The sequence below is a fragment of the Verrucomicrobiia bacterium genome, from assembly GCA_036405135.1.
Lineage (GTDB): Bacteria > Verrucomicrobiota > Verrucomicrobiia > Limisphaerales > JAEYXS01 > JAEYXS01.
In genome coordinates, this window is sequence record DASWYF010000013.1 from 62,492 (window position 1) to 88,637 (window position 26,146).

Annotated in this window: 20 protein-coding genes and 1 tRNA gene; 9 read left to right on the forward strand and 12 right to left on the reverse strand. The window is 56.1% G+C overall.

All coding sequences use genetic code 11. From position 1 onward, the window contains the following. Positions 1 to 95: 95 nt before the first annotated feature. From VGH19_05740 to VGH19_05760, 5 genes are all read right to left on the reverse strand, one after another. Positions 96 to 980, reverse strand: coding sequence for a DMT family transporter (locus tag VGH19_05740; GenBank protein HEY1170855.1), 885 nt, complete (start codon positions 978 to 980; stop codon positions 96 to 98). Positions 981 to 1,131: 151 nt separating this feature from the next. After that, complete coding sequence (locus tag VGH19_05745) at positions 1,132 to 1,974, reverse strand: DUF3800 domain-containing protein (GenBank protein ID HEY1170856.1); 843 nt, start codon at positions 1,972 to 1,974, stop codon at positions 1,132 to 1,134. 52 nt (positions 1,975 to 2,026) lie between these two features. Continuing rightward, on the reverse strand, positions 2,027 to 3,466 hold the full coding sequence (locus tag VGH19_05750) for a neutral/alkaline non-lysosomal ceramidase N-terminal domain-containing protein (GenBank protein HEY1170857.1): 1,440 nt from the start codon (positions 3,464 to 3,466) through the stop codon (positions 2,027 to 2,029). 41 nt (positions 3,467 to 3,507) lie between these two features. After that, positions 3,508 to 5,700: a prenyltransferase/squalene oxidase repeat-containing protein gene (locus VGH19_05755; protein HEY1170858.1), complete on the reverse strand. Its 2,193-nt coding sequence runs from the start codon at positions 5,698 to 5,700 to the stop codon at positions 3,508 to 3,510. An 18-nt stretch (positions 5,701 to 5,718) separates the two neighbouring features. Beyond that, positions 5,719 to 7,185, reverse strand: coding sequence for a sulfatase (locus VGH19_05760; GenBank protein ID HEY1170859.1), 1,467 nt, complete (start codon positions 7,183 to 7,185; stop codon positions 5,719 to 5,721). 1,036 nt (positions 7,186 to 8,221) lie between these two features. On the opposite strand from VGH19_05760, the gene VGH19_05765 reads away from it, so the two are divergent. Continuing rightward, entirely contained in the window at positions 8,222 to 8,668 is a 447-nt protein-coding gene (locus VGH19_05765) for an SRPBCC family protein (protein HEY1170860.1), read from the forward strand. A 94-nt stretch (positions 8,669 to 8,762) separates the two neighbouring features. Continuing rightward, positions 8,763 to 10,073 (forward strand): PQQ-binding-like beta-propeller repeat protein, encoded by a 1,311-nt coding sequence (locus tag VGH19_05770; GenBank protein ID HEY1170861.1) that lies wholly within the window; start codon positions 8,763 to 8,765, stop codon positions 10,071 to 10,073. 3 nt (positions 10,074 to 10,076) lie between these two features. Here VGH19_05770 and VGH19_05775 read toward each other — a convergent pair whose 3' ends face one another. The 3 genes from VGH19_05775 to VGH19_05785 all read right to left on the reverse strand — a co-directional run bounded on the left by VGH19_05775 (position 10,077) and on the right by VGH19_05785 (position 10,897). Beyond that, a complete protein-coding gene (locus VGH19_05775) occupies positions 10,077 to 10,295 on the reverse strand; it encodes a hypothetical protein (protein HEY1170862.1) in 219 nt (72 codons plus the stop codon). After that, on the reverse strand, positions 10,292 to 10,603 hold the full coding sequence (locus VGH19_05780) for a hypothetical protein (GenBank protein ID HEY1170863.1): 312 nt from the start codon (positions 10,601 to 10,603) through the stop codon (positions 10,292 to 10,294). The genes VGH19_05775 and VGH19_05780 overlap by 4 nt, the downstream gene beginning before the upstream one ends. 219 nt (positions 10,604 to 10,822) lie before the next feature. Next, positions 10,823 to 10,897: transfer RNA gene (locus tag VGH19_05785), tRNA-Asn, on the reverse strand. Between the two features lie 168 nt (positions 10,898 to 11,065). Here VGH19_05785 and VGH19_05790 point away from each other — a divergent pair. Further along, entirely contained in the window at positions 11,066 to 11,485 is a 420-nt protein-coding gene (locus VGH19_05790) for a secondary thiamine-phosphate synthase enzyme YjbQ (protein ID HEY1170864.1), read from the forward strand. A gap of 339 nt (positions 11,486 to 11,824) precedes the next feature. Then, entirely contained in the window at positions 11,825 to 12,859 is a 1,035-nt protein-coding gene (locus VGH19_05795) for a fatty acid desaturase (protein ID HEY1170865.1), read from the forward strand. A gap of 65 nt (positions 12,860 to 12,924) precedes the next feature. Here VGH19_05795 and VGH19_05800 read toward each other — a convergent pair whose 3' ends face one another. Beyond that, positions 12,925 to 13,383: a hypothetical protein gene (locus VGH19_05800; protein ID HEY1170866.1), complete on the reverse strand. Its 459-nt coding sequence runs from the start codon at positions 13,381 to 13,383 to the stop codon at positions 12,925 to 12,927. Between the two features lie 87 nt (positions 13,384 to 13,470). Here VGH19_05800 and VGH19_05805 point away from each other — a divergent pair, with 87 nt between their 5' ends. From VGH19_05805 to VGH19_05820, 4 genes are all read left to right on the forward strand, one after another. Next, entirely contained in the window at positions 13,471 to 15,132 is a 1,662-nt protein-coding gene (locus VGH19_05805) for an arylsulfatase (protein ID HEY1170867.1), read from the forward strand. Positions 15,133 to 15,181: 49 nt separating this feature from the next. Next, positions 15,182 to 16,621 (forward strand): sulfatase, encoded by a 1,440-nt coding sequence (locus VGH19_05810; GenBank protein HEY1170868.1) that lies wholly within the window; start codon positions 15,182 to 15,184, stop codon positions 16,619 to 16,621. A 141-nt stretch (positions 16,622 to 16,762) separates the two neighbouring features. Next, positions 16,763 to 17,422: a hypothetical protein gene (locus VGH19_05815; GenBank protein HEY1170869.1), complete on the forward strand. Its 660-nt coding sequence runs from the start codon at positions 16,763 to 16,765 to the stop codon at positions 17,420 to 17,422. A gap of 110 nt (positions 17,423 to 17,532) precedes the next feature. Beyond that, positions 17,533 to 19,035 (forward strand): sigma 54-interacting transcriptional regulator, encoded by a 1,503-nt coding sequence (locus VGH19_05820; protein ID HEY1170870.1) that lies wholly within the window; start codon positions 17,533 to 17,535, stop codon positions 19,033 to 19,035. A 27-nt stretch (positions 19,036 to 19,062) separates the two neighbouring features. Here VGH19_05820 and VGH19_05825 read toward each other — a convergent pair whose 3' ends face one another. Genes VGH19_05825 through VGH19_05835 form a run of 3 tightly spaced genes read right to left on the reverse strand, consistent with a single transcriptional unit; the run spans position 19,063 to position 25,431 of the window. Then, positions 19,063 to 20,535, reverse strand: a complete 1,473-nt coding sequence (locus tag VGH19_05825) for a TrkH family potassium uptake protein (GenBank protein HEY1170871.1) — start codon at positions 20,533 to 20,535, stop codon at positions 19,063 to 19,065. Next, entirely contained in the window at positions 20,532 to 21,887 is a 1,356-nt protein-coding gene (trkA, locus tag VGH19_05830; protein HEY1170872.1) for a Trk system potassium transporter TrkA, read from the reverse strand. Before trkA ends, VGH19_05825 begins: the two co-directional genes overlap by 4 nt. Before the next feature lie 13 nt (positions 21,888 to 21,900). After that, positions 21,901 to 25,431, reverse strand: a complete 3,531-nt coding sequence (locus VGH19_05835) for a pyruvate carboxylase (protein HEY1170873.1) — start codon at positions 25,429 to 25,431, stop codon at positions 21,901 to 21,903. A 234-nt stretch (positions 25,432 to 25,665) separates the two neighbouring features. Between VGH19_05835 and VGH19_05840 the strand changes: the two genes are divergently transcribed. Beyond that, complete coding sequence (locus VGH19_05840; protein HEY1170874.1) at positions 25,666 to 26,043, forward strand: response regulator; 378 nt, start codon at positions 25,666 to 25,668, stop codon at positions 26,041 to 26,043. Positions 26,044 to 26,146 lie beyond the last annotated feature (103 nt).

Sequence of the window (26,146 nt, forward strand, 5' to 3'; positions counted from 1 at the left end):
TTGCGGAAGGACAGAAATGCATGGAATAGCGAAGCGAACACGACCGCCTGTTCAATCTCCTGTTCGCGTATTCCGCGTAGTTCGCGGTTAACCTCTTATCCCAATGCCAACACAATCGCCGCCAGCATCAGCACTGCTCCCGCCAATCGCCACTTAAGCACGGCTGCGCCCAATTGCTGCTCCTGGTTCTTGAACCAATGTCCGATGAGCCACACCGCCACCACACTCCAGAGACCGCGTGAGCTGTACATGATGTTGGAGGCCGTCGCCTTCCCATACACCGCTAACGTGGAGATGAAAAAGATGCCTTGAGCCGCCATGAAGAAACTGCCGCCTCCCAGCCATTTCCAAGCCGTGGGCGAGAGATCGCGTAGCGGTGCGGAGAAAAAGGGGATAAAGCCTAACGAAAACACCGCCACCATCCCCATCATGATCGGCAGAAATCGGCCAGCACCCCACGCAGGCGAATACTTCTGCACAAAGACATCGAACAGCGCGAATACTAGCGCTGCTCCACCCGCCGAGGCGATGGTGAGTTTCACATGATGATGCTGTTGCTGGCTCTTGCCGCCGCGATTCAATAGCGCGATCGCCGCCACACTCATCACGGCCGAGATCCAGAGTTTCACGGCCACCGGTTCACCGATTATCAACGTGGTAAAGAGCGCCACCAAAATGATCTTCACTCCAAGCACTGGTGTAGCGATGGAGACATCCCCTTTGTTCACTGCGTAAAATGTGAGCACTTGCCCGCCGATGAAGAGCAGGGCGGTCGCGGCGGGTTCCCAAATATGCTGCCAGCCGGGAAATGGCTCCGCATGCAGGAACAGGAGCAGCAGAAACACGATGCCCGTAGTGACATTCGCCACGAAGGTGGTGCGATACACGCCCACGCCGTAATCACCCGAGCGCTTCACCAGCAGCACGCCGAATACATACAACCAACTGGCGATGAGGGGGAACAGCAGGTGTCCGGACATAGTAACGTTGACGCAAGTGGTTGTTTTGCTTGGATTGCTTTCCTATTATGCTGGACAGTATCGTCAAATATGACGATATTACATTTGCTTGCGCGGCCCGTCTTTAGCGGCGGTCATCCGTGCTTGCTTGGGCCGCGAAAGCGGCCCTTTTTTATGCCCGGACAATTCCAAGTGGATCTTTAGGTGACGCCGGCTTGTAACAAATGCCCGTGACCGTATCGTCAAACATCTTGTTGATGCGATATTTCTGAATGTTTGACGTGGGGGCGACTTCTCTTTTCAAGAGGGAAAAAGCTATACAATCTGCCAGTTGGATAAAGTAAGACTGGAACGACGGTTTGAAGACGGGATCCTCCAGAATTCTTCTAGTAGTGATATTTTGCGTTGTTTGTCCATTTGGCCAAGCCCCGAATTGTGAGGGTATTGGATTGTATACCTTCATTTTTCTGAGTGCTTTTGTGATGTCGTGCTCTCTTCCTTCGTCGGCAACGATTAAACCACGAGCACTGTAATCGTTTAATCTGATCCTTAATGACTCAGCGCGCTCGGTTTGCATTCCTATCACGGCTTCGTCAGTTAGTGTCCGTCTTTCAGGGATTTCTCGGCGTTCAAATTCTAGCAGAGTTCTTTCTATGCGATTCAAAAGCCGATCCCAGGCCGCCATTTGTGGATCTTCATGATTGGTACTATCCAAGCAAACATTGAAGCACAATACCTTAGGTAGAGAAGCTGTTAATTCTAGCAATCCCAGAAATATCCTACTCCTCTCCCATTTTCCAATAAGGCGATCGCTAATTTTGCCTCTACCAGCAACAAACTCTGTGGCGTGAATTTCTTTACGCAGAAAAATGCCATAGTCGCGTTTCAATTTTCGCCGGTGTTCCAAAACTAGTTCAAAACATGTATTCCATTCGGAGTGACGTATGACAATTGCAGACAAGCAAAACTTGGAGGCATCGTATGATTCGTCAATATAGATAAGGCGCACCGACATGTCGAAAGTGTTGCTAGTTGGTTCATAACCATCAACATTCAATTTTAATCGTTTACTTGATCTTCCCCAGCAATTCCAGCAATTGCGCCACAATCTTCCGCGACGCCTCTTTCTCCACCCGGTTCGTCCCTAACCATGTCTCGTAACCGCCCAACTCATGCTGCTCCGGCGTGGGCAGGTAACCATAACCGCCATTCGCCAGCTCAATCACGAACATCGGCTTGATCGGACTCTTCGCCTTCAATTCCAATCCCGTCTCCGTGAATGTCTCAAACGGGATCGCTGCTACGGCGAACTCGCCGATGCGGAACGCTTGCAGAAGGATGCTCACCTCCTTCGGCCACTCGGCCGCGCTCAAGGTCCGTTCTGCATACACTTTCTCCAGTCGGTGGATAGGGGAGATGGTTGTTGGTTTAGCCAACGTCTCCTTCGCCCACTTCACCTGTTCCGGTGTGGCCACGCGCATGGCTAAGGTCAATTCACTCTGCGCCGCTTTCAGTTCCACCCAGTCGTGATGCTCCGTTTTCTGATAAACCTTCAAGACCTCCTGCGCCACATCCTCCGCCACGATCTTCATCTTCTCATAAGGTGCACGTTTCTCCGATTTCCCGGCAAAGTTGATATTGTTCACATCGCCGCAGGGCCCATTTGCCAGAATGCCGACAAAAGGTGCATCTGTGCGTTCCGCCTTGAGTAACTCCCCGATGCGATTGGCGAACACCGCGAAATAATCTGCGGAGATGGCACCTGTCGGCACACCGCCCACGTAATGCAGTGAGTAGTTCGCGAGCAAGGCGAGGGGAACACCATTCGTCGATTGCACCGAGATGAACGACACCTGCGGGTCCGTGGGGCCAGCGGGTTCGAGCAAGTTCGGATTTCCCACGCCGGGATTCATCACCACCTTGTCTTCTTCACCGAAAGGATTCGTCATCTTCGTGCCCGGTTTCATCTTCCAGCGGCGGTTGAACACATGTTGCGGCACGGCACCCGCACCGTAACCCAGACGCGCCGGTTGCAGATTGTTCACCGCGCGCCTCACGCCATCCGCGATGCGTTGTGTTAGAAACGTTTGATAATCATCGAACGGCTTGCCCACCGCCAACGCATTCGCCCCGCGCGCGCTGGGACCCGAATGCGTGTGTGTGGCAGACATCATCATGTTCTCCGCCGGGATGCCCGTTGCTTCGGTGATCTGTTTCTTCGCCGCATCGAACACCTCGCGGTTCACCGACACGCTATCCACCACCACAAACACCAGCTTCGTCGTGCCATCATCCAGCACGAGACAACGCGCATGAAGTTCATCGCGGATGTGCGTGGCTGGCGGCACTGTAAAATTCCCCACAATGCCCGCGCCCAGAAAGGGCGTGATATTGCTCGTGGCGGCACCCGCTTTGAAGACTTTCGATTTGGTCGCTTGTTGGGCTTTTGCTGAAATGGCAAATAACCCAAATAGACAAAACAACCCCATCAACCTGATAAATGACATGTAAGACCTCATATGCCCAGTATCTCCAAATCGCATTTTAACTAAGCCACCACAAATTCCCTCACTACCTTCTCCACCTTCCCACCATCCAAAATCTTCACCTCCGCCGTCACCACATGCTTGCCCGGTTTCAGCGCCGGCACCGCACATTCATGATACACATCCGCGATCTTCGGCGCCGCACCTTTCCGCACTTCCTTCGTCGCGATGACTTGTTCATCGATCAGCAACCTCACCAACTGCACCCGTTCCGTCTTCGGTGCCCCTTGCGCCGTATTCTCCCACTGGCAACGCACCCGGATATTCATTCCGCTCTCTGGTTTGCCCGCCTCAAACTCATCCTCCGCCCGCACCACTACTATCGACGCCAACGGTCGTTGGATATTCGGATTATCCCACCAGCGCCAGCCCAGCTCACCTTGCTTCACGAAATCCGCGACTTCCTTCGAGCCGCTATGCATCCACAGCTTGCCCTCGCTATTCGCATCGCGCCGCACCGCTGCCACCCAATTATTCTTCAACGCCTCAAGCCAGCCTTCCCACGTCGGTTCCTTTGCTAGAAAGAGCGTGCGGAAGCCCGTCGTCATGTCGCCGAACCACCACGCCTCCGGTCCATGCGCGTCTTGTAACGCGATGAACGGGATTTGCCCGCGGTACCGCATGAGCCAAGGCGACGTGTTTGTGAACCGCGGGTTTCCAAAATGAAACGTACTGATCGCCGCGAACCCGCCGCGCTGGATCGAATCATCCAATAACACGCGTACTAGTGCCTCATTCTCGCCAAACTGCCAGATGAGCCGTCCTTGCCCATTCTCCAACGGCTTCAAGCGTCGTTCGCGAAATTCTTCCCAAGACACATCACCCGCCTTGCCCAGCGATTCACCGATCTCTGCTCCCGCAGGCGCGATGATATCGCTCGTGTGGCTGTAGGTGCCGAAGCCATTGAAATCCACCCACGTACCGTATTCCTCATTCGCCACAAAAAACTTCACCGGCACTTTCTCCTCTTCCGCTAGGGCTTGTGCCTTCGCCAGCCACTTCGCCGACGCGTTCTTCGCGCCCCAGAGATGGATGCCGAGCGACTTTGCCATCAGCACCGCTTCCGTCGGACTGCCTTGCCCATGCGCTTCGATCTGTATCGACCAAATCTTCAGATCCTTCGGTAACGCCTTCTTCGCGGCCAGTTGCGGCGTCTGCTTCGTCAATTGATCCAGCACGCCCAAAGCACTCAACGCATCCAGCGCGTAATACGTTGCCAGCGGATTGCTCTGCCACCCCGGTCGATCCCCAAACCCGCCATCCTCATTCCATAATGAGAACAAATACTTGAGACACGTCTCCCGGTTCCCCGGTTCTGCATTCAGTAATTTCAATGATCTTACCGCCGCCCGCGTGTAAGCCACATCATCCAGTACCCCAACTTTCGCTCCCGGTTGATGCGTAAAGCCACCGCTCGCCAACTGGCACTCGCGCAACCACGCCACCGTCTCCTCACGCTTCTCGTCCAGGCGATTCTGCACGCGCATCGCCTGCAAGCCCCACCACGTGTTCAGCACATTGCCATCGCTGTTCTTTGCGTTCGGCGTGTTATTGAAACTCCCATTCGCCCGTCGCCGTTCATCCACATAGTGGATGAATTCCGGATCCAGATCCGTGAATGGCAGCCCCAGCAACTCGCGCCCCACGAAAGCCGTCATCTCTGATTCAAACACCGGATACGAATGCTTCTCATACTGCGGCAGGTAGCGATACGGTTTCACCATCGCCTTCACGCGTGGCTGCAAATCCTCCGCCTTGTCCCCGAGCCACACGAGGCTTTGCACCTGTTGATACACGAAGCTGAGGATGTCCTGCTCCGGTTTCTTCTTTCGCAGCGGATGATTCGCCCGCACCCATTCCGCCAGTTTCTTCGGCTCCGGCGGCAATTCTCCTAACAACTTATAACACCCGATCACCGCAAACGTTGGCGTGAGATGCGACTCCTCCTGGTCACCCCAAGCATACCCACCATCCGCCCGCGGATGCTGCGCCAAATAACTAAAAACCTTCTTTCGCCAGTCAATCGTCTCCGCTCCAAACAGATCCCCGCCACTAATCCCCATCGCCACACCAACACATCCCAAACCCTTTAACCACTCACGACGATTCAACGCCGCGTCTTTCACTCGATGTTCAGAGTTCGATGTTATGGCCCACCGGTGCAACCGGTGTTCGATGTTTCCGATATTGGTCATTGCTCATTCCTTCTTCATTCACCTGCCTACCGCCTTAAACCCCTTCCTCAAAAGTCCATCCTGATCCATGATCGGCTTCGCCGTCGCCGCCTTGCCCAGCGGACGGCATCCCGGTCCGGTATTCCCATCGCCCAGATCCGCACGAGCCAAATCTGCGTACGCCTTGAGTAGTTTCACCGTCTCCTCATTCTTCTCCGCCACGTCTTTCGATTCCTCGATATCCTTCTTCAGGTCATAGAGCTTGCCGGTTTTTAGTTCCAACTTCCATTGTCCCGAGCGCACGGCCTCTAGCGTGCCGCCTTCCCGCGATCCTGCCCGATAATAAAAATACTTCTCATGACCCTTCGCATCCTTCTTGCCCGTCAGCAATGGAGTGATGTCCTGCCCATCTAATTTGCGATCTGTCGGCAATTTACCGCCTGCGAGTGCGGCAAATGTTGGCAAGATATCGATCATCCCCGTGATCTCATCCGTGCTCTCCTTCGCGGGAACCGTTCCCGGCCACCACGCGATAGTGCACGCGCGCATTCCGCCCTCGAACGTGCTCGCCTTGAACCCGCGCAAAGGCGTGTTCTTCCCGCGCGCCGTGCCGCCATTGTCACTCGTGAAGATCACGAGCGTCTTCGCCTCCAGCTTCAGTTCGCGCAACTTGTCCAATACTTGCCCCACGCTCCAATCCGTCTCCTCTACCCAATCGCTGTAAATCCCGTTCGGCGATTTCCCCGCGAAATTCTTGCCCGGATAGATCGGGAAATGCACCGAGGAATGCGGCAGGTAGAGGAAGAACGGCTTGTCCTTGTTGCGCTCGATGAACTTGATCGATTCGCGCGTGTAACGCTCCACCAGCTCCGTCTGCTCCTGCGCCTTCACGCGGATGACGAGTTCCGAATCCCCGCGGATCAACGGCAGCGGCGGATGCTTTGGTGCCTTGCGCTTTTTCTCATCAGCCTTGTCCTCAGGAGGCATGTCGCCCAGATTGCTTCGCGCTCCTTCAATCGCCGGGCCCATGTCGTTGGAGTAGGGGATGCCGTAATAATAATCAAAACCCTGATGCGTCGGCAGCATGCCGCGTTGATCACCCAGATGCCACTTCCCGATGCACGCCGTGGCGTAACCTTGCTCCTTCAGCAACTCCGCCACGGTGATCTCGCTCGGCGCCAGCCCTTCCGCTTCGCCGGGGAAGAACACGCGATTCACACTCACGCGTTTGAAGTAAGACCCCGTCATCAACTGCGCCCGCGATGGCGAGCAAACCGGCGCCGCATAGAACGAAGTGAACTTCATTCCCTCCTTCGCCATGCGATCCAAGTGCGGCGTGCGATTCAACTTGGACCCGAACGGCCCGATATCCGCATAACCCAGATCATCCACATTGATGATGACAAAGTTAGGTTTGGTGGCTTCCGCCGCGTGAAGCAGTGGACCGGCAGCAAGGCCGATGGTGAGAAGCACGAACCGGCAGGCAAGCAAGAGTGATGCTTTCATGGGCGTGGCCACATTACAGAGCCGTTCTGTCCGGCAATCAAGCCGCGAGTTCGTTTCCATGTTTCTGCGTGCGTATGCTGATAATGCTTTCCGGAATGCCAGTGGACTGGGAAAGCAAGACAACGCTGAACCTCCCTCTCCCATCGGAGGGGAGAGGGCCGGGGTGAGGGGTGCCCGCGTAACCTCAAAGCGTGTCCTATTCTCGTCCGTTTTCATTTTCTACACTCTCATCCTAAACCGCCCGGTATGACATCCGCTGTCATACCCCTCACTTTTCTGAAAATAATTTCAGTGAGTAAAATGGACGGATTGTATCTTTCGGTTTGGCGATCGTCGGGAAACGTAACCCACCTTCCTCCATTTGCCAGAACAGTAGCCCAAGTCGGCTCTCCATATGTCACACTTTTGTCATAAATGAACTGTCTGCGCTCCGGATAATTTTTACCGAGGGCGTTACTCGGAACTGCGGTTTCGTGCCGCTAGGCACGGAAAGATTCATAGCGGCGGCTTTCCAAGCCGCCGTCCATCTCCTCGCAGAGTGAGCGTCGCGTTAGCGACGCAAAATTCGCCCTCAGCCCGGAGGGCGAAAGCCAATAGCCCATGCGATTCATCGCTGGGGTACGCTGGCTGATGCAGCCTCAGTCCCGTCAGGGACGGCAGAATTTTTTCCAGAACTGCTCCTTGAACAAAGAAAAGGCCGCAGCACCGGCTCAGCCTTTTCGGGGGCTTTTTGCCAGCACTGCGGCGGCTTCGTGACGAAACTGTATAAATTCCGTCAGACATTCATTCATCTATCTGTAGATCTGAAAACCGGTTTTAAAGAACACACCGTTTTAACCTGCTTTGCTACCACTACTACTAAGGCAACCTACTCCTCCGCGCCGGTTGTGCAACCGGTATTTCGTGAATGTTTTTCATCAAAATCGACGAGACACAGACCCCGTGCTGCCGGATTCCAGCCGGCAGTTCAGGCGCTTACGAGGTTGCATCATCCCATCTGGACAAACTACTCCTCTCAGCCGACCTTCCATTCACCATGTCATCCAGTGTCCAACCGAAACCCCAAGCCAAAGTTCAGCGTCATTTCAATGTTCCCGCTGAACGTGTCTTCTCCGCCTGGCTGGACCCGTTGCAGATCGGCCACTGGATGTTCGGCCCAACCATCCGCGATGAAGAGATCATCAGCCTGAAGACCTCACCCAAGGTCGGTGGAAAATTCTCCTTCATCGTAAATCGCCAAGGCAAGCAGTTCGATCATGTCGGCGAATACTTGGAGATCCAACGCCCCACGCGCCTTGTCTTCACCTGGGCCGTGACGCAAGTCGGTGGCGAACCCAGCAAGGTGATCATCGACATCACGCCAATGGAGGAGGGCTGCGAACTCGCACTGATCCATGAGATGGCTCCTGAATGGGCCGACTTCGTTGTGCGTTCAGAAGAAGCATGGTCGAAGATGCTCGCCGCACTCGCCAAGACCCTGTAGCCGCAGACCGCTGGTGGGCCAATAAATAGGTGACGCTTTTCATCTACCCACATCGCGCAAACCTGCTATCCTTTGCTTCATCCGAAAATTCCCTATGAATACGTCACGGCTGTGCCTTGGTCTGGTCGTATCCTTCATCGTCTTTTCCGCTTCTGCCGCCAACTGGCCTTCATGGCGCGGTGCCAATGGTGATGGCGTCACTAGTGAATCCAACCTCCCGCTGAAATGGGACACCACCAACAGCGTTCGCTGGAAAGTCGCCTTGCCCGGCCCTGGCAATTCCACGCCTATCGTTTGGGGCAACAAAGTGTTTATCACGCAAACAGTAGATAAACGCCGCACGCTCATGTGCTTCGACCGCGCGAATGGCAAACTCCTCTGGCAACAAGGCCCTGTTTACGCCGAGCCTGAAGCCACTCACGCCACGAATCCCTATTGTTCCGCCTCACCTGTCACCGATGGTGAACGCATCATTGCCTCCTTCGGTTCCGCTGGCGTGTATTGCTACGATCTGAACGGAAAAGAATTGTGGAAGCGCGATCTCGGCAAGCAAGTCCACATCTGGGGCCACGCCGCTTCACCCGTGATTTTCGGTGATCTGTGCTATCTGAATTACGGTCCCGGCGAGAAAACATTTCTCGTCGCCATGAACAAGCGCACCGGCGAAACCGTGTGGCAGCATAACGAACCCGGCGGTGGCGCGGGCAATCCCGAGCCCAATAAAAAGAATACAGACATCTGGATCGGCTCTTGGAGCGACCCCATCCTGCGCCAAGTCAATGGCCGCGATGAACTCATCATGACCTGGCCCAAACGCATCTGCGCTTACGACCCCAAGAACGGCAAAGAACTGTGGACGTGCGATGGCTTAAACCCGCTCGTTTACACCTCACCGCTATATAGTGACGGCATCGTCGTGGGCATGGGCGGATTCAACGGCTCAGCCGCCGCGGTGAAAGCCGGTGGCAATGGCGACGTCACCGCCACACGTCTCTGGCAGCATCCGAAAACCAAGCAACGAATCGGTTCTGGTGTGATTTACGAAGGCCACATCTACATCCTGAATGATCCAGGCGTGGCCGAGTGTTTCGAACTCAAGACCGGCAAGCTCGTCTGGGAAGAGCGCATCAAAGGCCCCGGACCGACCGGTCAAAACTGGTCATCCCTGATGCGTTCCGGCGACCGCCTCTACGCCTTGACGCAAGGCGGTGACGGCATCGTTTTCCGCGCAAGCCCCAAGTTCGAGTTGCTCGCCATCAATACGCTCGGAGCCAAAGAGAAATCGAACTCATCGGTGGCGGTAGCAGACGGGGAGCTTTTCCTCCGCACCCACAGTCATCTGTGGTGCATCAGCGAGAAGAAGACCACGGCCGCAAGCGGCCAACCCGGTGTAGCGGCGCGGTGAGCGCTATTCCGCTTTGTCGTTGGAGGAACGGCCAGAGCCATTGGCGCCCACGCATTTGAGCAGTTGGGCGTGACGGAGACGTTCCTGCGTTTCGCGGAATAGCTCCACAAACAAGGCCAGATCACGCGCCACTACCATAGGGCCGCGACGATCTTCGCACCACTTCCGGAATTCGTCCCATTCCGTCAGCGTCTTGTTATAGACATCGAGCTTGTCGTTCATGACATTCGCGCTTTTTTAGACTTCGCCTTCGCGCGCGGCGGCGGAGTAGCAGCTTGCTCTGAGATGTCGAAGCGCAATGGCAGCGAGAACTGGCCGCCATTCTCATCTATCGAACGTAGGGCCGCATGAAGGATCATGCTCACCACATCGGTTGAAGAAAGCCGTGTGTGTTCGGAGATGCGTCGTACAACTTGCTCATCATCAGCATATAGCCGGATTCGCACTTGATTTGGTTTCAGCATGCGGAGGTCGTCGTTCTTCGGACGTTTCTCCACAGCTCTAGCAGAACTGTTGATACTTAAACACATTTCAAATTAGCCGTAATTTGGCACAGTTGACACAATTGTTAACCGCCCGCTTTATGGCTGGTATAAGGTCTGCTGCCTTGCAAATTGCCGCCACGAGGAGAAGCACCCCCTTGACTCGGGACGAAAACCCTATCTGGAAACATGCCTTTTGGTGCAAATTGCAGTAAGGCCTAAAGAGAAATGGTTAAAAACTAAGGGAAAATTGCAGAAAACAAGAAGTGGCTCCAGAGGTAGGACTCGAACCTACAACCACACGGTTAACAGCCGCGTGCTCTACCATTGAGCTACTCTGGAACGCAAACGGGCGCACAATCTAGCGACCACCCCTCTGACCGTCAACAGGTGAAATACTTTTTTTATGCGACTGGAAAATCGCCTTCAAGTGCCTTGCTATCATGGGGTTCAGCCATGTGAGTAATCCCCTTGGCCAGTTTTTCCTGCTGTTGTAAAATGGCAGACACCATGAAATCCCTGACGGAACACCTCTGGTTCGAGATCCCCGGCCGACGCGGTTTCGAGAACATCACGCCTACCGTGGAAGCCTTGGTGAAGAAGAGCGGTGTCCAAGAGGGCTTATGCTTGGTAAACGCCATGCACATCACCGCCTCCGTGTTCATCAATGACGATGAAAGCGGCCTCCATCACGATTACGAGGTGTGGCTGGAGAAACTCGCACCCCATGCCCCCACCGCCCAGTATCACCACAATCGCACCGGTGAAGATAACGCCGACGCCCACATGAAACGCCAGATCATGGGTCGTGAAGTGGTCGTGGCCATTACAAAGGGTCGGCTGGATATGGGACCGTGGGAACAGATATTTTACGGTGAGTTCGATGGGAACCGGAAGAAGCGCGTGCTGGTGAAGATCATCGGGGAGTGAGATTTTTTTTCAGTTCTCGGGCAGTGATGCCGCTGAATCCCGTGTTTTTACTTAATTTGTGCTGCTGTGCTTGCACCCGATGGTCGAACAGATATTGGTGTGCCTCCGCCTTTCCATCCTAACTCCCTCTGCCACTGATACCTGCTAGTTGATGGATAGCATTTAAGTGCAGTATGCAGTCGTGTCTGAATGGTCAAATTCTGGTCTGTCTCCTCCAAAATTTGCCGAATTTTGGAGATTGAATGTCGGGGTCGAATGGCCTACGGTTCCCAGTCGAAAATTCACGTTAGGCCGATGACAAGGCACATTTGAATCTTCGGCAGTCTGCATAAAGAAAATATGATTAACGCCATTGCCTCGACCGTTGAGGAACGCAAAGCCGCTACGCCCGCGCCGACCGCCGCTGCTCCTGCCTGGAAAGCCATCGTGGCCAAGTATGAGAAGCCTTCGCTGGGCAAGGCCGTCTGGCAGATGGTCAATACACTCGTTCCTTTAGCGGCTTTGTGGTGGGCGATGTACTTCACTGTGCAGGTTTCCTGGCTATATACCATTCCCTTGGCCATTCTCGCTGCCGGGTTTGTGGTCCGGGCATTCATCATTTTCCATGATTGCGGTCATGGTTCCTTCTTCGCCTCACGCACGGCGAACAATGTGGTGGGTTTCATCACGGGCATGATCACCTTCACCCCTTACTATCAATGGCGCTGGGAACATGCCGTGCATCACGCCACGAATGGTGACCTCGATCGCCGCAGTGTGGGTGATGTGTGGACGATGACGGTGAAGGAATATCAGGCCTCCTCGAAATGGAAACGCCTCGCCTATCGTTTGAATCGTAATCCGTTCATCCTGTTCACCGTGGCACCTTTGTTCCTGTTCATGATCTATCAGCGCGTACCCAATCAGAAAGGCAGCAAACGTGAACAACGCTCGGCCCTGTGGATGAATCTGGCCCTCGCCGGCATGATCGCCGGCATGAGCATGATCTTCGGTTTCAAGACCTACATCCTGTTACAAGTGATTGTGATGGGTGTGGCCGCGACGGCCGGTGTGTGGCTCTTCTACGTACAACATCAGTTCGAGGATACTTACTGGGAACGGAGCGAGAAGTGGGATTTCCTGACGGCGGCGATCAAGGGCAGTTCCTTCTACAAGCTGCCGAAGATACTGCAATGGTTCTCCGGTAACATCGGGTTCCATCACATCCACCATCTCAGCTCACGCATCCCGAACTATAATCTGGAAAAGTGCCATAATGCGGAACCGCTCTTCCAACAGGTGAAACCGATCACGCTGATCAGCAGTTTGAAGTCCCTGACGTTCCGCCTGTGGGACGAAGAGAAGCAGAAGCTGGTGGGCTATCCGCAGAATTGATTTAGATAATTCCTACATGACGGCGCTGTTCTGAAAAGGACAGCGCCGTTTTGCTTTTATCACCATCATTTCGGTGATGATTTGGAGCGGGAGTCGAGATGGTCGCGGACCATTTGATTTGGCTCAGCGCCTTTCCAAGTGACGGGAAAAGGTTTTCCGTCCAGCGGTCTTACGGGGCGCTCAGGATGTCGTGTTCTTGGGTCAAAACTCCAGTCGATCAAGATTTTTTGACGCAGTGAAATTGCATATTCTTTATCTAGACCGCCTCGTCCTCGCAGCATGAAATCGCTTCCGGTTTTGCCATCCATGATGGTGAGCAGGTCATCCCACGATTTGGGCCATTGATCATCATGGGCTTTCATATACTCAACAAGAAGAGTGCCTGTGTCCCAAGCGGCGTAAGCTTCCGGGATTTTCCGCCATGTTACGATGGCACTATATCCGGCAAAGCATACGCAACCAATCACAGTGAGCAATATGGCCCAAAGTAATTTGCGCTTAAGGGGTTTCTCCATAGGACTCATAGCACCTTAACGAAAGGATCTTGTCGTGGCAATCAACGATGACGATTGCAGCCTTGCCTCACACCCTCTGCCCGTCATTATCCCGGCATGAACCTCGTTTGGCGACGGCTGGCCGTATTCCTAGCCTTGATGTTGTGCAGCTCTGTTTCCGTTCATTCCGCTACGCAGCCCAACATCATCCTCATCCTCGCCGATGACATGGGCTACTCTGATCTCGGCTGTTACGGCTCCGAGATTAAAACGCCGAACCTCGACAAGCTCGCGGCGAACGGGCTTCGCTTCACCCAGTTCTACAATGGCGCACGCTGCTGTCCCACACGCGCGGCGTTGCTTACAGGGTTGTATCCACATCAGGCGGGAGTGGGGCACATGCTGCAGGATTTCAAGAAGCCGGGTTACACCAGCGGTTTGAATGACAATAGCGCCACGATCGCGGAGCTTCTGCGTGAGTCCGGCTATCGCACCTATCACGTAGGCAAGTGGCATGTGGGCGGCATCGGGGCGAAAGCGGAACCGCGCAATCATCCCATGAGCCGGGGCTTTGACCGTGCGTATGGTTCAGGCGGTGGCGGCAATTACTTCGCCCTGCAACCGCTCTACATGGATCGTGAAAATATCAAACCGGGTGACAACTTCTATGCGACCGATGCGTTCAGCTATTGGGGTGTAAGGCTTTTGGACGAACATCAGGCCCGTCATAAGGACAAACCGTTCTTCCTGCATCTTTGTTACACCGCACCGCATTTTCCGCTGCACGCGAAGCCTGAGGATATCGCGAAATATCGCGGCAAATATCGTGAAGGCTGGGACAAGCTGCGCGAGACACGGTTCGCGAAACAGCAGGAGCTGGGAATCATTGACAAGAAAGCAAAACTCTCCCCGCGCGATCCAGTGGCCAAAGCATGGACGGATGTATCTGAGGCGGAGAAAGACGAATGGGACCTGCGCATGGCCGTGCATGCGGCGATGATCGATTGCATGGATCAAGGCATCGGGCGAGTGATGGAAATGGTGAGGAAGATGGGCGCGGAGGAGAACACGTTGGTGGTGTTCCTGTCGGACAACGGAGCGAGTGCCGAGGCGCTCGACTCATGGCCCAATCCCGCGCGAGGTCACAAGCCCGGCAGCGTGACGGGCACGAAAGAATCGCATCGCTGCCTTGAGATCGGCTGGGCGAATGCGGCGAACACGCCTTTCCGCGAGAATAAGATGTGGGTGCATGAGGGCGGCATCAGCACGCCGTTCATCGCGCATTGGCCTGCTGGTATTACCAAGACGCGTGGCAAGATCACCGGTGAAGTCGGTCATGTCATTGACTTGATGCCGACGTTTCTGGAGCTAGCCGGTGGCGAATATCCCACGCGTTATCGCAGTTTTGATTTGAAGCCTTTGGCTGGCACGAGCTTGGTGCCGGTTTTGCAAGGCAAGCGCGGGAGTGAACGCACGCTGGGATGGGAGCATGAAGGCAATCGCGCGTATCGAATAGGGGATTGGAAACTGGTAGCGACCTTCAAAGGTGATTGGGAGTTATACGATCTGGGCAAAGATCGCACGGAAGTGAATAATCTTGCGGCGAAGTATCCGAAACGTGTGCAGGAGATGAGCGTCCGTTATCAACAATGGGCGGATGAAGTGGGCGTGGTGCCTTGGGAACAATTGCCGGGCGCGAATTACCAGCCGACGAAGGGGTATCGGAAGAAATCAGAGCCGCCAGTGGAAGGGGCAGGTGGCGGGAAGGTAGCTGAGTAAGGGGAACACGTAACTTAAACCGCCGTCGCAACGTCCATTCAGGAAGACCATGAAGGCGATTCGATATGTTTTATTGGCGGTGCTGGCATTGCTGGCGGTGAGTGCGCAACTCACTGCCGCCGAAGCCAAAACGAAATTCAATCTGCTCATCATCACGGCGGATGATATGAATGCGGATTCGCCGGGCTGGATGGGCAACCCGCTGAAGCTGACACCGAACGTGGATGCGTTGGCCAAGACGTCACATCAGTTCGTGAACAATCATGTGACGGTGCCGATCTGTCAGCCGGGGCGACAGGCGATCATGACGGGACGTGTGCCGCATCGCAATGGTGGGACCGGTTTCAATCCGATCAACCTGGATGTGCCGACGTTGGTGGAGGTGTTGAAAGAACAGGGTTATTACACGGCGGCTATCAACAAGACGCAGCACATGGCGCCGAAGGAGAAGTTTCCGTGGGATCATCCATTCGATGGCTCGGGCAAGAATCCAAAACTCTTCCGTTCGCAGATGGAAGAAGCACTCGCCGAAGCAAAAAAGGCAGGCAAACCCTTCTTCATCAATGCGAACATAACGGACCCGCACCGGCCTTTTTATGGCAGTGCCCAAGGCGAGCAGAAGAAGGCGAAGAAGGGCAAGGCCGGTAATGAAGGTAAAGCAGTGAAGAAATCCGGTGAGGACGTGGTGGAGCCATTAAAAGCAGAGCAGGTGAGTGTGCCAAAGTTTCTGGAGGACGTTCCGCTGGTGCGAGAGGAGATGGCACAGTATTACACCAGCATCAAACGCCTGGATGTGACGTTTGGCGAAGTCATGGCCGCATTGAAAGCGAGCGGGCAGGAAGACAATACAGTGGTCATGTTCATGTCGGACCACGGCATCTCGACGCCATTCTCAAAAGCATCAGTCTATTTTAATGGCACGCGTTCCCCTGTGCTTATGCGCTGGCCGGGAATGGGCAAGCCGCAAAAGCGTGAAGAATTCGTGAGCAGTGTGGATGTCATGCCGACGTTGCTCGATGTGCTTAGTGTGAAGCATCCGGCCGGAATGGATGGACGTTCGTGGCTGCCACTCTTGAAGGGAGAAAAGCAGGAAGGGCGCGACTATGTGATCACACACGTGAACTCGGTCAGCAGTGGCAAGGATTTGCCGCAACGCTGTATCCGCACGAAAGATTACGCGCTGATGTTCCATGCGTGGTCGGATGGCAAGACGAGCTTCCGTGTGGAGGCGATGAACGGACTGACTTTCAATGCGCTGGCGGAGGCGGGCAAGACGGATGGAAAGATACAGTCGCGCGTGGAGCAATTTATCAAAGGAACGCCCATAGCGTTCTACGACCTGAAGAATGATCCGGAAGAACGTACGAACGAGCTGACAAATCCCAAGTTTCAGAAAGAGATCGAGCGGATGAAGAAGCTCTTGCAGGAACATATGGAGAAGACGAAAGACCCGCAGTTGGAAGCGTTTAAGAAAGCGGCCATGATGTAGGCAAAGGAAGACGTTTGCTATGTTTCCGGCATTACAATCAGCAACCTTGTTGGCGCACCGGTGTTGGACTATAGGTTAGCTGTCACGTCACCCAATTTGCCGTTCTCAGTTTTCGTGTGTCGTTCAGATGGCCTATAAGCTATGAAAACTTTCCACTCTTTGTTGAGAACCTGTCTGGTGGCCCTATGCCTCTTCCTCGCGCATGGCTACGCTATGCAGGCGGCCGACTCCATCGTCTGGCATGCAGAGTCGAACACCTTGGATGCGGACATAGACAACAAACCGCTCTCCGCGGTGGCTGCGGACATCAAGAAGGCGACCGGACGTGACATCCATGTGCCACCGGGCATGAGCAAGATGGTTTCCGTGAAGTTCACGGGTAAATCGACCAGCGAAGGGCTTTCCCGTATCTTGGATGGTTTCAATTACTACACCGAGACACACGAGAACGTGACGCGGATCGTCATCATTGATCCGAACAATGTGGCAACCGCCCCGACAGTCGCCCGCTCGACCATTCCCCGACCTCCTTCGCCAGGGGGTGCCGGTGCTTTCAAAGCGCCTCCTGCGACATCACCTGCAGGGGGGGGTGGCGGCAGCCTTTTCGGGAATCGCGACAGCCGGGGGACGGGTCTGCTGGGAAGCGGGGGCGCCGCAGGCAGCAGTGCAAGTGATCGAGCCAAGCAACAGGCCGCACAGGAAGCATTGAGAGAACTTTACAAGAGTGGAGGCGGTTCCCCACGTGGAGACCGCCCACGGGATGGTGGCTCGGATAGCGGGCGTTCCCGGAATCCTCGTTGATCTGCCAGTTTGCGTGTCATCTTCTTCTGCATTCGCGGTCACGCGTGTGAATCCTGCTTGCGGTATTCTTCTCTCCTCCGCTTACTTGCGTTGCGCCACATGGCGCATTCATGGATAGCAACGCACCTGCCAATGAACTCGAACAACTTCGCCAGCGACTGGCGGAGATGGAAACGTTGCTGAAAAGCCAGCAACAGCTCGAGCAGATCTTGGGCAAGCGCGAGGAGCTTTATCGCACGGTGCTGGAGAGTCTCACCGAGGGCATCCTCATCACGAATCACGAGAGCCAGATCATTTACGCGAATGCCCGGCTTGAAGAGATCACGGGTTACTCGAAGGATGAAGTGCTCGGCCTGGTGAGTTACAAGCTACTCCTGCCGGAGAAAGAATGGGCCATCATGGAGAGGCGTTTAAAGGAGCGCCTCGGCGGCAAGGAGGAGGAATACGAGCATGAGATCCGGCGCAAGGACGGCAGCATGCACTGGATCCGTGTGCGCGCGACGCCGTATCGCAATGCCCAAGGCGAGATCATCGGCACGGTAGGCGCGCTCAGTTGCATCCAGACGCAGAAAGATTTGGAGCTGGAGAACGAGTATCTGCTGAGCGAAATCAAATCGCACACGAACACGTGCAACATTGTCGGCACCAGTCCGGCATTGCTGAAAGTGTTGCAGCAGATCGGTGTCGTAGCTCCGACGGAGGCAACGGTGCTCATCCTTGGTGAATCTGGCACGGGCAAGGAACTCGTTGCTCGTGACATCCATGAGCATAGCGGGCGCAAAGGGCGTCCGCTCGTGAAGGTGAATTGTGCGTCCATCCCCAAGGAACTGTTCGAGAGCGAATTCTTCGGTCACGTGCGCGGTGCATTCACTGGCGCGGTGAAAGATCGCGTGGGCCGCTTTGAATTGGCGGATGGCGGCACGCTGTTCCTCGATGAGATCGGTGAAATACCTTTGGATTTGCAGGCGAAACTGCTGCGTGTGTTGCAGGAAGGGACGTTCGAGCGGGTAGGGGAGGAGCGCACGCGCAAGACGAACATCCGCCTCATCGCCGCGACGAATCGTGATCTTTTGAGTGAAGCGAAGGCAGGTCGGTTCCGCCTCGATTTATATTATCGCCTCAGCGTGTTCCCCATAGAGCTGCCGCCCTTGCGCGATCGTCGCGAGGACATCCCCTCACTCACGGAACATTTCCTGAAACAATCCGCCAAGCGCATGCTCGTGCCGTTGCCGAAGCTGGCCAAGGTGCATGTGCGCGAACTGATGGCTTATGACTGGCCGGGGAACGTGCGGGAATTGCAGAACGTGGTGGAACGCGCCGTCATTCTTTCCAGGAGCGGTGGATTGCGCTTCGATCTGGGCAACACATTATCACGCCCGTTGCCTGCGGTGTCGCCGGTCACTTCACCCCTGACGATAGATGCTCAAGCTGGGCTTACGCTGGCCGACTTGAAGGCTCGCGAGCGGGAGTTGATTCTCGCCACGCTGCAAAAGACGAATGGTAAAGTTTACGGAACCGATGGCGCCGCCGCCAAGTTGGGCCTCAAGCCGACCACCCTCGTCTCCAAGATCAAGAAGCTCGGCTTGAAGAAGCATGTGACGGTGAGCGGTTAGAGCGGCTTCAAAAGCGCGCCTGATCACTCAATACCGTTTCCACAAAGAGGGGGCGAAGAGCACCAGGATCGCGAAGAATTCCAGACGTCCGAGGATCATCAGCAAACTCAGCAGGAGATGCGTCAGCGGGCTGAGGAAACCGAAATTCTGAGTCGGCCCCACGGCACCCAATCCGGGGCCGATATTGAACAGGGTAGCCATGACAGCGGAGAAACACGATTCGATGTCCAGCCCCGGTTCCAGCAGGCTGACGAGGCCCGTGCCCAAGGCCACGGTCACTCCGGCGAGCGCGATGAAAAAGATGGTTTGTGCGCGCAACTGCTCATCCGTCGCATTGCCGTTCAGGCTCAGGCGGATGACCTGATTGGGGCGGAAGGCCAGGATGGTCTCCAGCCGCACGATCTTGAAGAAGAGCAGCCAGCGGCTGACCTTGATGCCGCCCGAAGTCGAGCCGGCGCAACCGCCCACACACATCAAAAAGATCAGGGCCAACCGGGAAAAATGCGGCCATTGATCGAAGTCAGCCGTCGCAAAACCTGAGGTGGTGACAATGGTGACCACCTGAAACAGGGAATCACGTAACGCGCTGCCGAACGAGCGGTCATAACCCAGCACCCAAAGGTCCAAGGCGATGATCAGGGTGCTTGCGGCCACCAAGATCAGGAAAGCCTGCGTCTCCTCCTCCTTCTTCCAACGTTCCCATTTGCCACGCAACAGCCAGGCGTAAAGCATGAAGCTGATGCCGCCGATAAGCATGAAGATCACCAGCCACAGCTCGATGGCGAAACTGTCAAAAGCGGCCACACTGGCGTTCCGCGTGCTGAAACCGCCGGTGGAGATGGCGGCAAAAGCGTGATTGATGGCGTCAAACCAGTCCATACCCAGCACAATGAGGCCGATAAAACAGATCACGCTTAGTCCCAGATAAATCTGCCACAGTCGTGCGGCCACATCGCGGATGCGAGCCTGGACACCTTCCCCGGACTTGGCCGAGGACTCATGGCGGAACAGGGCCTTGCTGCCGACTCCCAAATATGTCAGCAGCGCCACGAACAGCACCAGGATGCCCAGGCCGCCCAACCATTGGGTAAGGGAACGCCAGAGCAGGATGCTGCGCGGCAAGATCTCAACATCGCTGAAGACGGAGGCCCCGGTGGTGGTGAAGCCGGAGACGGCTTCAAAAAAAGCCTCGGAAGGGGTGAGCCGAGCCTCGGAAAAGATGTATGGCAGTGCGCCATACGCACTGCATACCAGCCAGCTCATGCCTACCACCGCGATGGCTTCCTTTCTGAGCAGTTCGCTTTTCTCGCCCCGGCCCAGATAGATGAGCAATACGCCGGTGCCGGCCGTGAGCAGGGAAGATATCCAGAATCCCTCGATCGCATCGAACCCATCGCGCCGTACGTCCAGCAGATAGGCCAGTCCAAGGCAGATGAACATCATCCCGCCCAGCAGCAGCAGCAGCGTACCCATCAGCTTGCTCAGGAGGCGCAGGTTCATTGATCGGTCAGCATTTTGACCATCGGTTTCCGGGCTGAAGGGGATACCATGGCGTAGACGGTATCTCCGGCCAGAATGGTGTCCTCGGCGGAAGGGACCATCGCCTCCTGCCCGCGCAGCATGGCCACCAGGCCGCTGCCTTCCGGCCAGGGAATCTTCGATACCTTCTTGCCCACAGTGCTGCTCTGTTCGGAAACCGTGAGCTCCAGCACCTCGGATCCGCCAGCCAGGGTGAGCACTACGTGGAATTTCTCCGAGGTGATGAAACGCATGAGGTCACGGCTGGTCGCCACTCGTGGGCTGACCGCCCCCATGATGCCCAGTTGCGTGCTGTTGCGGGAGATGACGTTCGCGTAGTCCGCACGGTGGATGAGCGCCAGCGTGTATTTTGTCCCCAAACTTTTCGCCTGCAGGCATGTCATCACGTTGTCCTCATCATCGCGCGAGGTGGCGATGAAGAAATCCGCATCGCCGACCTGTTCTTCGCGTAATTGCTGGAGCGAGGTGGCGTCGCCATTGATGACCACTGTGTTCTGCAAGATTTCAGACAGTTCGCGGCACTTCTTCGGGTCAAGCTCCATGATGCGCACGCGGTAGTTGCCGCTTTCCAGCATCTGCGCCAGCGCGCAACCGGTCTCACCCCCGCCGAATATGACGACATTGAACTGGCGGTTCTGCTGGCTCTCCGGATTCAGCAGGGAACGCACCTCTGGCAGACGATTGGGATCGCCGAACAGAGTCACCAGGTCCCCGGCGAGCAGTTGGTCGTTGGCCCTTGGGATGATCTGCAAGCCGTTCCGCTGGATGGAGGCCACACGCACGCGGGTGGGCAGGCTGATCTCCCTCAAGGTTTTGCCTGCAGCCGGGCTGATGGCGGAGAGCTGCACCTGCAGGAGTTCCACCCGGCCGCGGGCGATCTCCTCCACCAGCAGGCACTCCGGGTTGCGCACGAACTTGGCCAGTTCCACTGCTGCCAGCCGCTCGGAACTGAAGAGGTAATCTATCTTGAAATGCGCTTTGTAGTCGAAGAGCCACTCTTCCCGTTGCAAGGCGCCGTGAACCCGGGCGATCGCTTTTTTCGCGCCCATGGACTTGGCCAGGGAGGCGGAGACGAGGTTCGTATTGTCATCGCTGCTCAGCGCCAGGAACAGATCGCACTCGGCAGTGTTTGCCTCGGCGAGCGTCGTCACCGAGGCACCGTTGCCGCAGAGGATATGGATGTCGAGCAGCTCGTTCAGCTCGTCAGCGAGCGCTTCTGACTGCTCGATCAGGATGATGTTGTGCAACCGGCTGGACAGGCTCTCCGCGAGATGCCGGCCCACTTCGCCCGCGCCTACTATGATGATATTCACTGTGCTTGTCTCGTCATGCTCGCAGCTTGATCAGCAGATCCTTGCTCTCCACGGTCTCGCCGACTTGCGCATGAATGGCGTCCACCACGCCGTCCACTGGCGAGGTCACGGTGGTCTGCATCTTCATCGCTTCCATCATCAGGAGCTTGTCGCCCTTGGCAATCTTCTGGCCAACGGTCACGGAGATGGCGGCCACGAGGCCCGGGATCGGTGCGCCGACTTGCGACGGATCGCTGATGTCTGCCTTGCTGCGCGTCTTGCTCGAGGGCGCGACCTTCTTGTCCTGCACATACGCTTCGCGCGTCTGGCCGTTCAATTCATACGTCACTGTGCGGCGACCGTCTTTGTCCGGCTCGCTCACGTTCACGAGTTTCACGACGAGCGTCTTGCCTTCTTCGATGCTCACCGAGATCTCTTCGCCACGGCGCAGGCCGTAGTAGAAGGACGGTGTGGGTAGCACGCTCACATCGCTATATTCGCGCGCATGCTTGGCGAAGTCCGTGAACACCTGCGGATACATCAGGTAGCTGAACACGTCGTCTTCCGTGACTTCGCGTTTGAGCTTCTCGGCGAGTTCCTTGCGGATCTTGTCGAAGTTCGCGGGTGTGGCGACGGCACCGGGCACCACGCCCTTCTCGTAATTCTTCTTCGCTTCGGCGTAACGCTTTTCACCGAGCACCACGCGCGAGACATCGGCGGGGAAGCCGCCTTCCGGCCAACCCAAACCGCCACTGAGCATGTCGATCACGCTCTCGGGGAACGGCGTCGCGCCGGGTTCGAGATTCACGACGTCTGCGGGCTTGATACCACGGCTGAACAGGAAGAGGGCCATATCACCCACGACCTTGCTGCTCGGCGTCACCTTCACGATGTCGCCGAAGAGTTGGTTCACTTCTGCATACGTGCGGGCGATCTCCGGCCAACGATGCGAAACACCCATGCTGGCGGCCTGTTCCTTGAGGTTCGTGTATTGGCCGCCGGGCATCTCGTGCAGATACACTTCCGCACTGCCAGTCTTCGGCGCGGTATCGAACGGCGTGTAATACTCGCGCACCTTTTCCCAGTAATCAGAGAATTCGTTCAACGCATCGATGTTCAACAACGTATCGCGCGTGGTGTGTTGCAGTGCGGCCACGGTGGAGTTCAAGTTCGGCTGCGAGGTGCTGCCGGACATAGAAGCCATCGCGAGATCCACGATGTCCACACCCGCTTCACTGGCGTTCAAGATCGCGGCGGATTGCGTGCCTGCCGTGTCATGCGTGTGGAAGTGAATCGGCATGCCGACTTCTTCGCGCAGCGCCTTCACGAGCTTCTTCGCCGCGAACGGACGGCACAGGCCCGCCATGTCCTTGATGGCGAGGAAATGCGCGCCCATCTTCTCCAGCTCCTTCGCGAGCTTCACGTAATACTTGAGCGAATACTTGTCGCGCTTCTCATCGAGGATGTCGCCGGTGTAGCAGATCGCCGCTTCGCAGATCGCGTGCGTGTCCTGCACGGATTCCATCGCCACCTTGAGATTCGGCAGATAGTTCAGCGAATCGAAGATACGGAAGATGTCCATGCCGGAAGCTGCCGCGTGCTTAACGAAACCAGCCACGACATTCTCCGGGTAATTGCTGTAACCCACGGCGTTCGAGCCGCGGAAAAGCATCTGGAAACAGATGTTCGGGATCTTCGTGCGCAGATCGCGCAAGCGTTCCCACGGGTCTTCATTCAGGAAGCGCATGGACGTATCGAACGTCGCACCGCCCCACATCTCCAGGGAGAACAAGCCTGTCTTCACATCGCCCAAACGGCGGGCGAGGGCATCCGAGCAAGCGAGCATGTCATAGCTGCGCACGCGCGTGGCCATGAGGGATTGATGTGCATCGCGGAACGTCGTGTCCGTGACGAGCAGGCGCTTTTGCTTCAACGTCCATTCCGCAAATTTCTTCGGCCCGAGTTCCAGCAAGAGATCGCGTGTGCCTTTCGGAATCACTTGTGTGCGCTCGAAGGTTGGTGAAGGCGCGAGTTCGATGAGCTTCGTGGGCTTGTAACCCTTCGCATGCGGGTTGCCGTTCACGATGACGTTGCCGAGGAAGTTCAGGATCTTCGTGGCGCGATCGCGCTTGAGTTTGAACGCGAACAGCTCAGGCGTCGTATCAATGAGCGTCGTCGTGGCTTGACCCGTCTGGAACTGCGTGTGGCGGATGACGTTTTCCAGGAAGGGTATGTTCGTCTTCACGCCGCGGATGCGGAATTCGGATAGCGCGCGATCCATGCGATCCATCGCGATGTCATACGTGCGGCCGCTGGCGATGACCTTCACGAGCATGGAGTCGTAGAACGGCGTGATGACCGCTCCGCTGTAACCCATGCCGCCATCCAGACGGATGCCGAAACCACCGGGTGAACGATACGCGAGGATCTTGCCGTAATCCGGCATGAACTTGTTCTCCGGATCTTCCGTGGTCACGCGGCATTGGATAGCGTAACCGTTGCGCGGAATCTCGTTCTGCCCCGGCAAACCGATCTCGCGGGAGTGCAGGCTGTAGCCCTGCGCGATGAGCATCTGCGCACGCACAAGGTCGATGCCCGTGATGACTTCCGTGACCGTGTGCTCCACCTGGATGCGCGGGTTCATCTCGATGAAGAACCACTCGTGCTTGTCCAGATCGTAGAGGAATTCCACCGTGCCCGCGTTGTCATACTTGATCTCGCGGGCCATGCGGGCGGCGGCATCGCAAAGGTCTTTGATGACATGCTCCGGCAGGCCAAAGCTCGGCGCGACTTCCACAACCTTCTGGTGACGACGCTGCACCGAGCAATCGCGCTCGTGTAGGTGGATGACATTGCCGTGCTGGTCGCCGAGGATCTGCACCTCGATGTGCTTAGCGCGGGGTATGTATTTCTCGAGGAACACGGCCGGATTGCCGAACGCGCGACCCGCTTCCGCCTGCGCTTCATCCAAAAGATTCGCGAGATCGCCGGCCTTCAGCACCACGCGCATACCGCGACCGCCACCGCCGAAGGCGGCCTTGATGATGAGCGGGAAACCGATCTGCTTCGCCAGCTTCAACGCCTCGTCACGATCCGAGATGGGCTCTTCCGTTCCTTGCAGCACTGGCACGCCGATCTTTTGCGCCAGCGCACGGGCAGCGGTCTTGTCACCCATCATCTCGAGCAACTCAGGACGTGGCCCGACGAACGTGATTCCCGCCTTCGCACAAGCGCGGGCAAACGCCGGATTCTCGCTCAGGAAGCCGTAACCGGGGTGGATCGCCTCCACGCCTTTTTCCTTGGCGAGGGCCACGATGCCGTCGATGTCCAAGTAAGCCGCCACGGGCCCTTTGCCCTGGCCCACGAGGTAGGATTCATCCGCCTTGAAACGGTGCATGCAGAAGCGGTCCTCCTGCGCATACACGGCCACCGTGCGCAGGCCGAGTTCGGTCGCTGCACGGAAAATGCGGATGGCGATCTCCGAGCGATTCGCCGCCATCAATTTCTTGAAGGGCTTCGGTCCCGCTACTGCTGTCTCTTCCGCTGCTTTGGCTGCTTTCTTCATGGCTGTTCCGGATGCTGAACTCATACTTTGAAATCGGCCCGCCTTTATACGGCAGCCGGGGAATCAAGGCAAAGGAAGAACTTTATGGCTGAGCTGCTTGCAGACATGGAAATGTGGTTTACGGTATACCATCTCAACCTCCCGTTAATTGGAAATATGGGGTGGTCAACCCATGCACGGAAGCTGGGAAAGAGGCAAAGATGGCAGGCAAACCGAACAGCAGATGGACGTAGTATGGCAAAGATATTAGTAGCGGATGATAACGACGTACTCCGCAATGCTCTGGTCATGACCCTGGAGCAGATGGGATATGATGTAGAAGAGGCGCCGAACGGCAAGGTGGCCCTCGACTTGCAAAAGAAGTTTTTGGCTGACGTGCTGCTTACCGATCTTATCATGCCCGAAAAAGAGGGCTTGGAGATCATCCAGGAATTCCGGCGCCGTTATCCGAGCGTCATCATCATCGCCATGTCCGCCGGTGGCCGCATCCACATGAAGGATTTGTTGAAGGTCGCCAAACAACTTGGAGCCAATTTCGCCCTCTCCAAGCCGTTCTCCAATGACGAACTGGCCGAGACGCTGAACAAGGCGCTTGTGAAACAGGAGGCTTAGTTAGTAGGTCGACTAAGCGCTAAGCCCGTGCTGCCGGATTCCAGCCGGCAGTAAGTGAGCGTCCGACGTAGCGTTTTCCATTGTTTTCCATCCCATTTGCACT

Bases quoted from the DNA above. Each gene is read 5' to 3' on its own strand.
- VGH19_05820 (HEY1170870.1), top strand. From the start codon at position 17,533: ATGGATAGCAACGCACCTGCCAATGAACTCGAACAACTTCGCCAGCGA.
- VGH19_05765 (HEY1170860.1), top strand. From the start codon at position 8,222: ATGTCATCCAGTGTCCAACCGAAACCCCAAGCCAAAGTTCAGCGTCAT.
- VGH19_05740 (HEY1170855.1), bottom strand. From the start codon at position 980: ATGTCCGGACACCTGCTGTTCCCCCTCATCGCCAGTTGGTTGTATGTA.
- VGH19_05815 (HEY1170869.1), top strand. From the start codon at position 16,763: ATGAAAACTTTCCACTCTTTGTTGAGAACCTGTCTGGTGGCCCTATGC.
- VGH19_05790 (HEY1170864.1), top strand. From the start codon at position 11,066: ATGAAATCCCTGACGGAACACCTCTGGTTCGAGATCCCCGGCCGACGC.
- VGH19_05800 (HEY1170866.1), bottom strand. From the start codon at position 13,383: ATGAGTCCTATGGAGAAACCCCTTAAGCGCAAATTACTTTGGGCCATA.
- VGH19_05760 (HEY1170859.1), bottom strand. From the start codon at position 7,185: ATGAAAGCATCACTCTTGCTTGCCTGCCGGTTCGTGCTTCTCACCATC.
- VGH19_05805 (HEY1170867.1), top strand. From the start codon at position 13,471: ATGAACCTCGTTTGGCGACGGCTGGCCGTATTCCTAGCCTTGATGTTG.
- VGH19_05775 (HEY1170862.1), bottom strand. From the start codon at position 10,295: ATGAACGACAAGCTCGATGTCTATAACAAGACGCTGACGGAATGGGAC.
- VGH19_05755 (HEY1170858.1), bottom strand. From the start codon at position 5,700: ATGACCAATATCGGAAACATCGAACACCGGTTGCACCGGTGGGCCATA.
- VGH19_05745 (HEY1170856.1), bottom strand. From the start codon at position 1,974: ATGTCGGTGCGCCTTATCTATATTGACGAATCATACGATGCCTCCAAG.
- VGH19_05810 (HEY1170868.1), top strand. From the start codon at position 15,182: ATGAAGGCGATTCGATATGTTTTATTGGCGGTGCTGGCATTGCTGGCG.
- VGH19_05795 (HEY1170865.1), top strand. From the start codon at position 11,825: ATGATTAACGCCATTGCCTCGACCGTTGAGGAACGCAAAGCCGCTACG.
- VGH19_05825 (HEY1170871.1), bottom strand. From the start codon at position 20,535: ATGAACCTGCGCCTCCTGAGCAAGCTGATGGGTACGCTGCTGCTGCTG.
- VGH19_05835 (HEY1170873.1), bottom strand. From the start codon at position 25,431: ATGAAGAAAGCAGCCAAAGCAGCGGAAGAGACAGCAGTAGCGGGACCG.
- VGH19_05750 (HEY1170857.1), bottom strand. From the start codon at position 3,466: ATGTCATTTATCAGGTTGATGGGGTTGTTTTGTCTATTTGGGTTATTT.
- VGH19_05780 (HEY1170863.1), bottom strand. From the start codon at position 10,603: ATGTGTTTAAGTATCAACAGTTCTGCTAGAGCTGTGGAGAAACGTCCG.
- VGH19_05770 (HEY1170861.1), top strand. From the start codon at position 8,763: ATGAATACGTCACGGCTGTGCCTTGGTCTGGTCGTATCCTTCATCGTC.
- VGH19_05840 (HEY1170874.1), top strand. From the start codon at position 25,666: ATGGCAAAGATATTAGTAGCGGATGATAACGACGTACTCCGCAATGCT.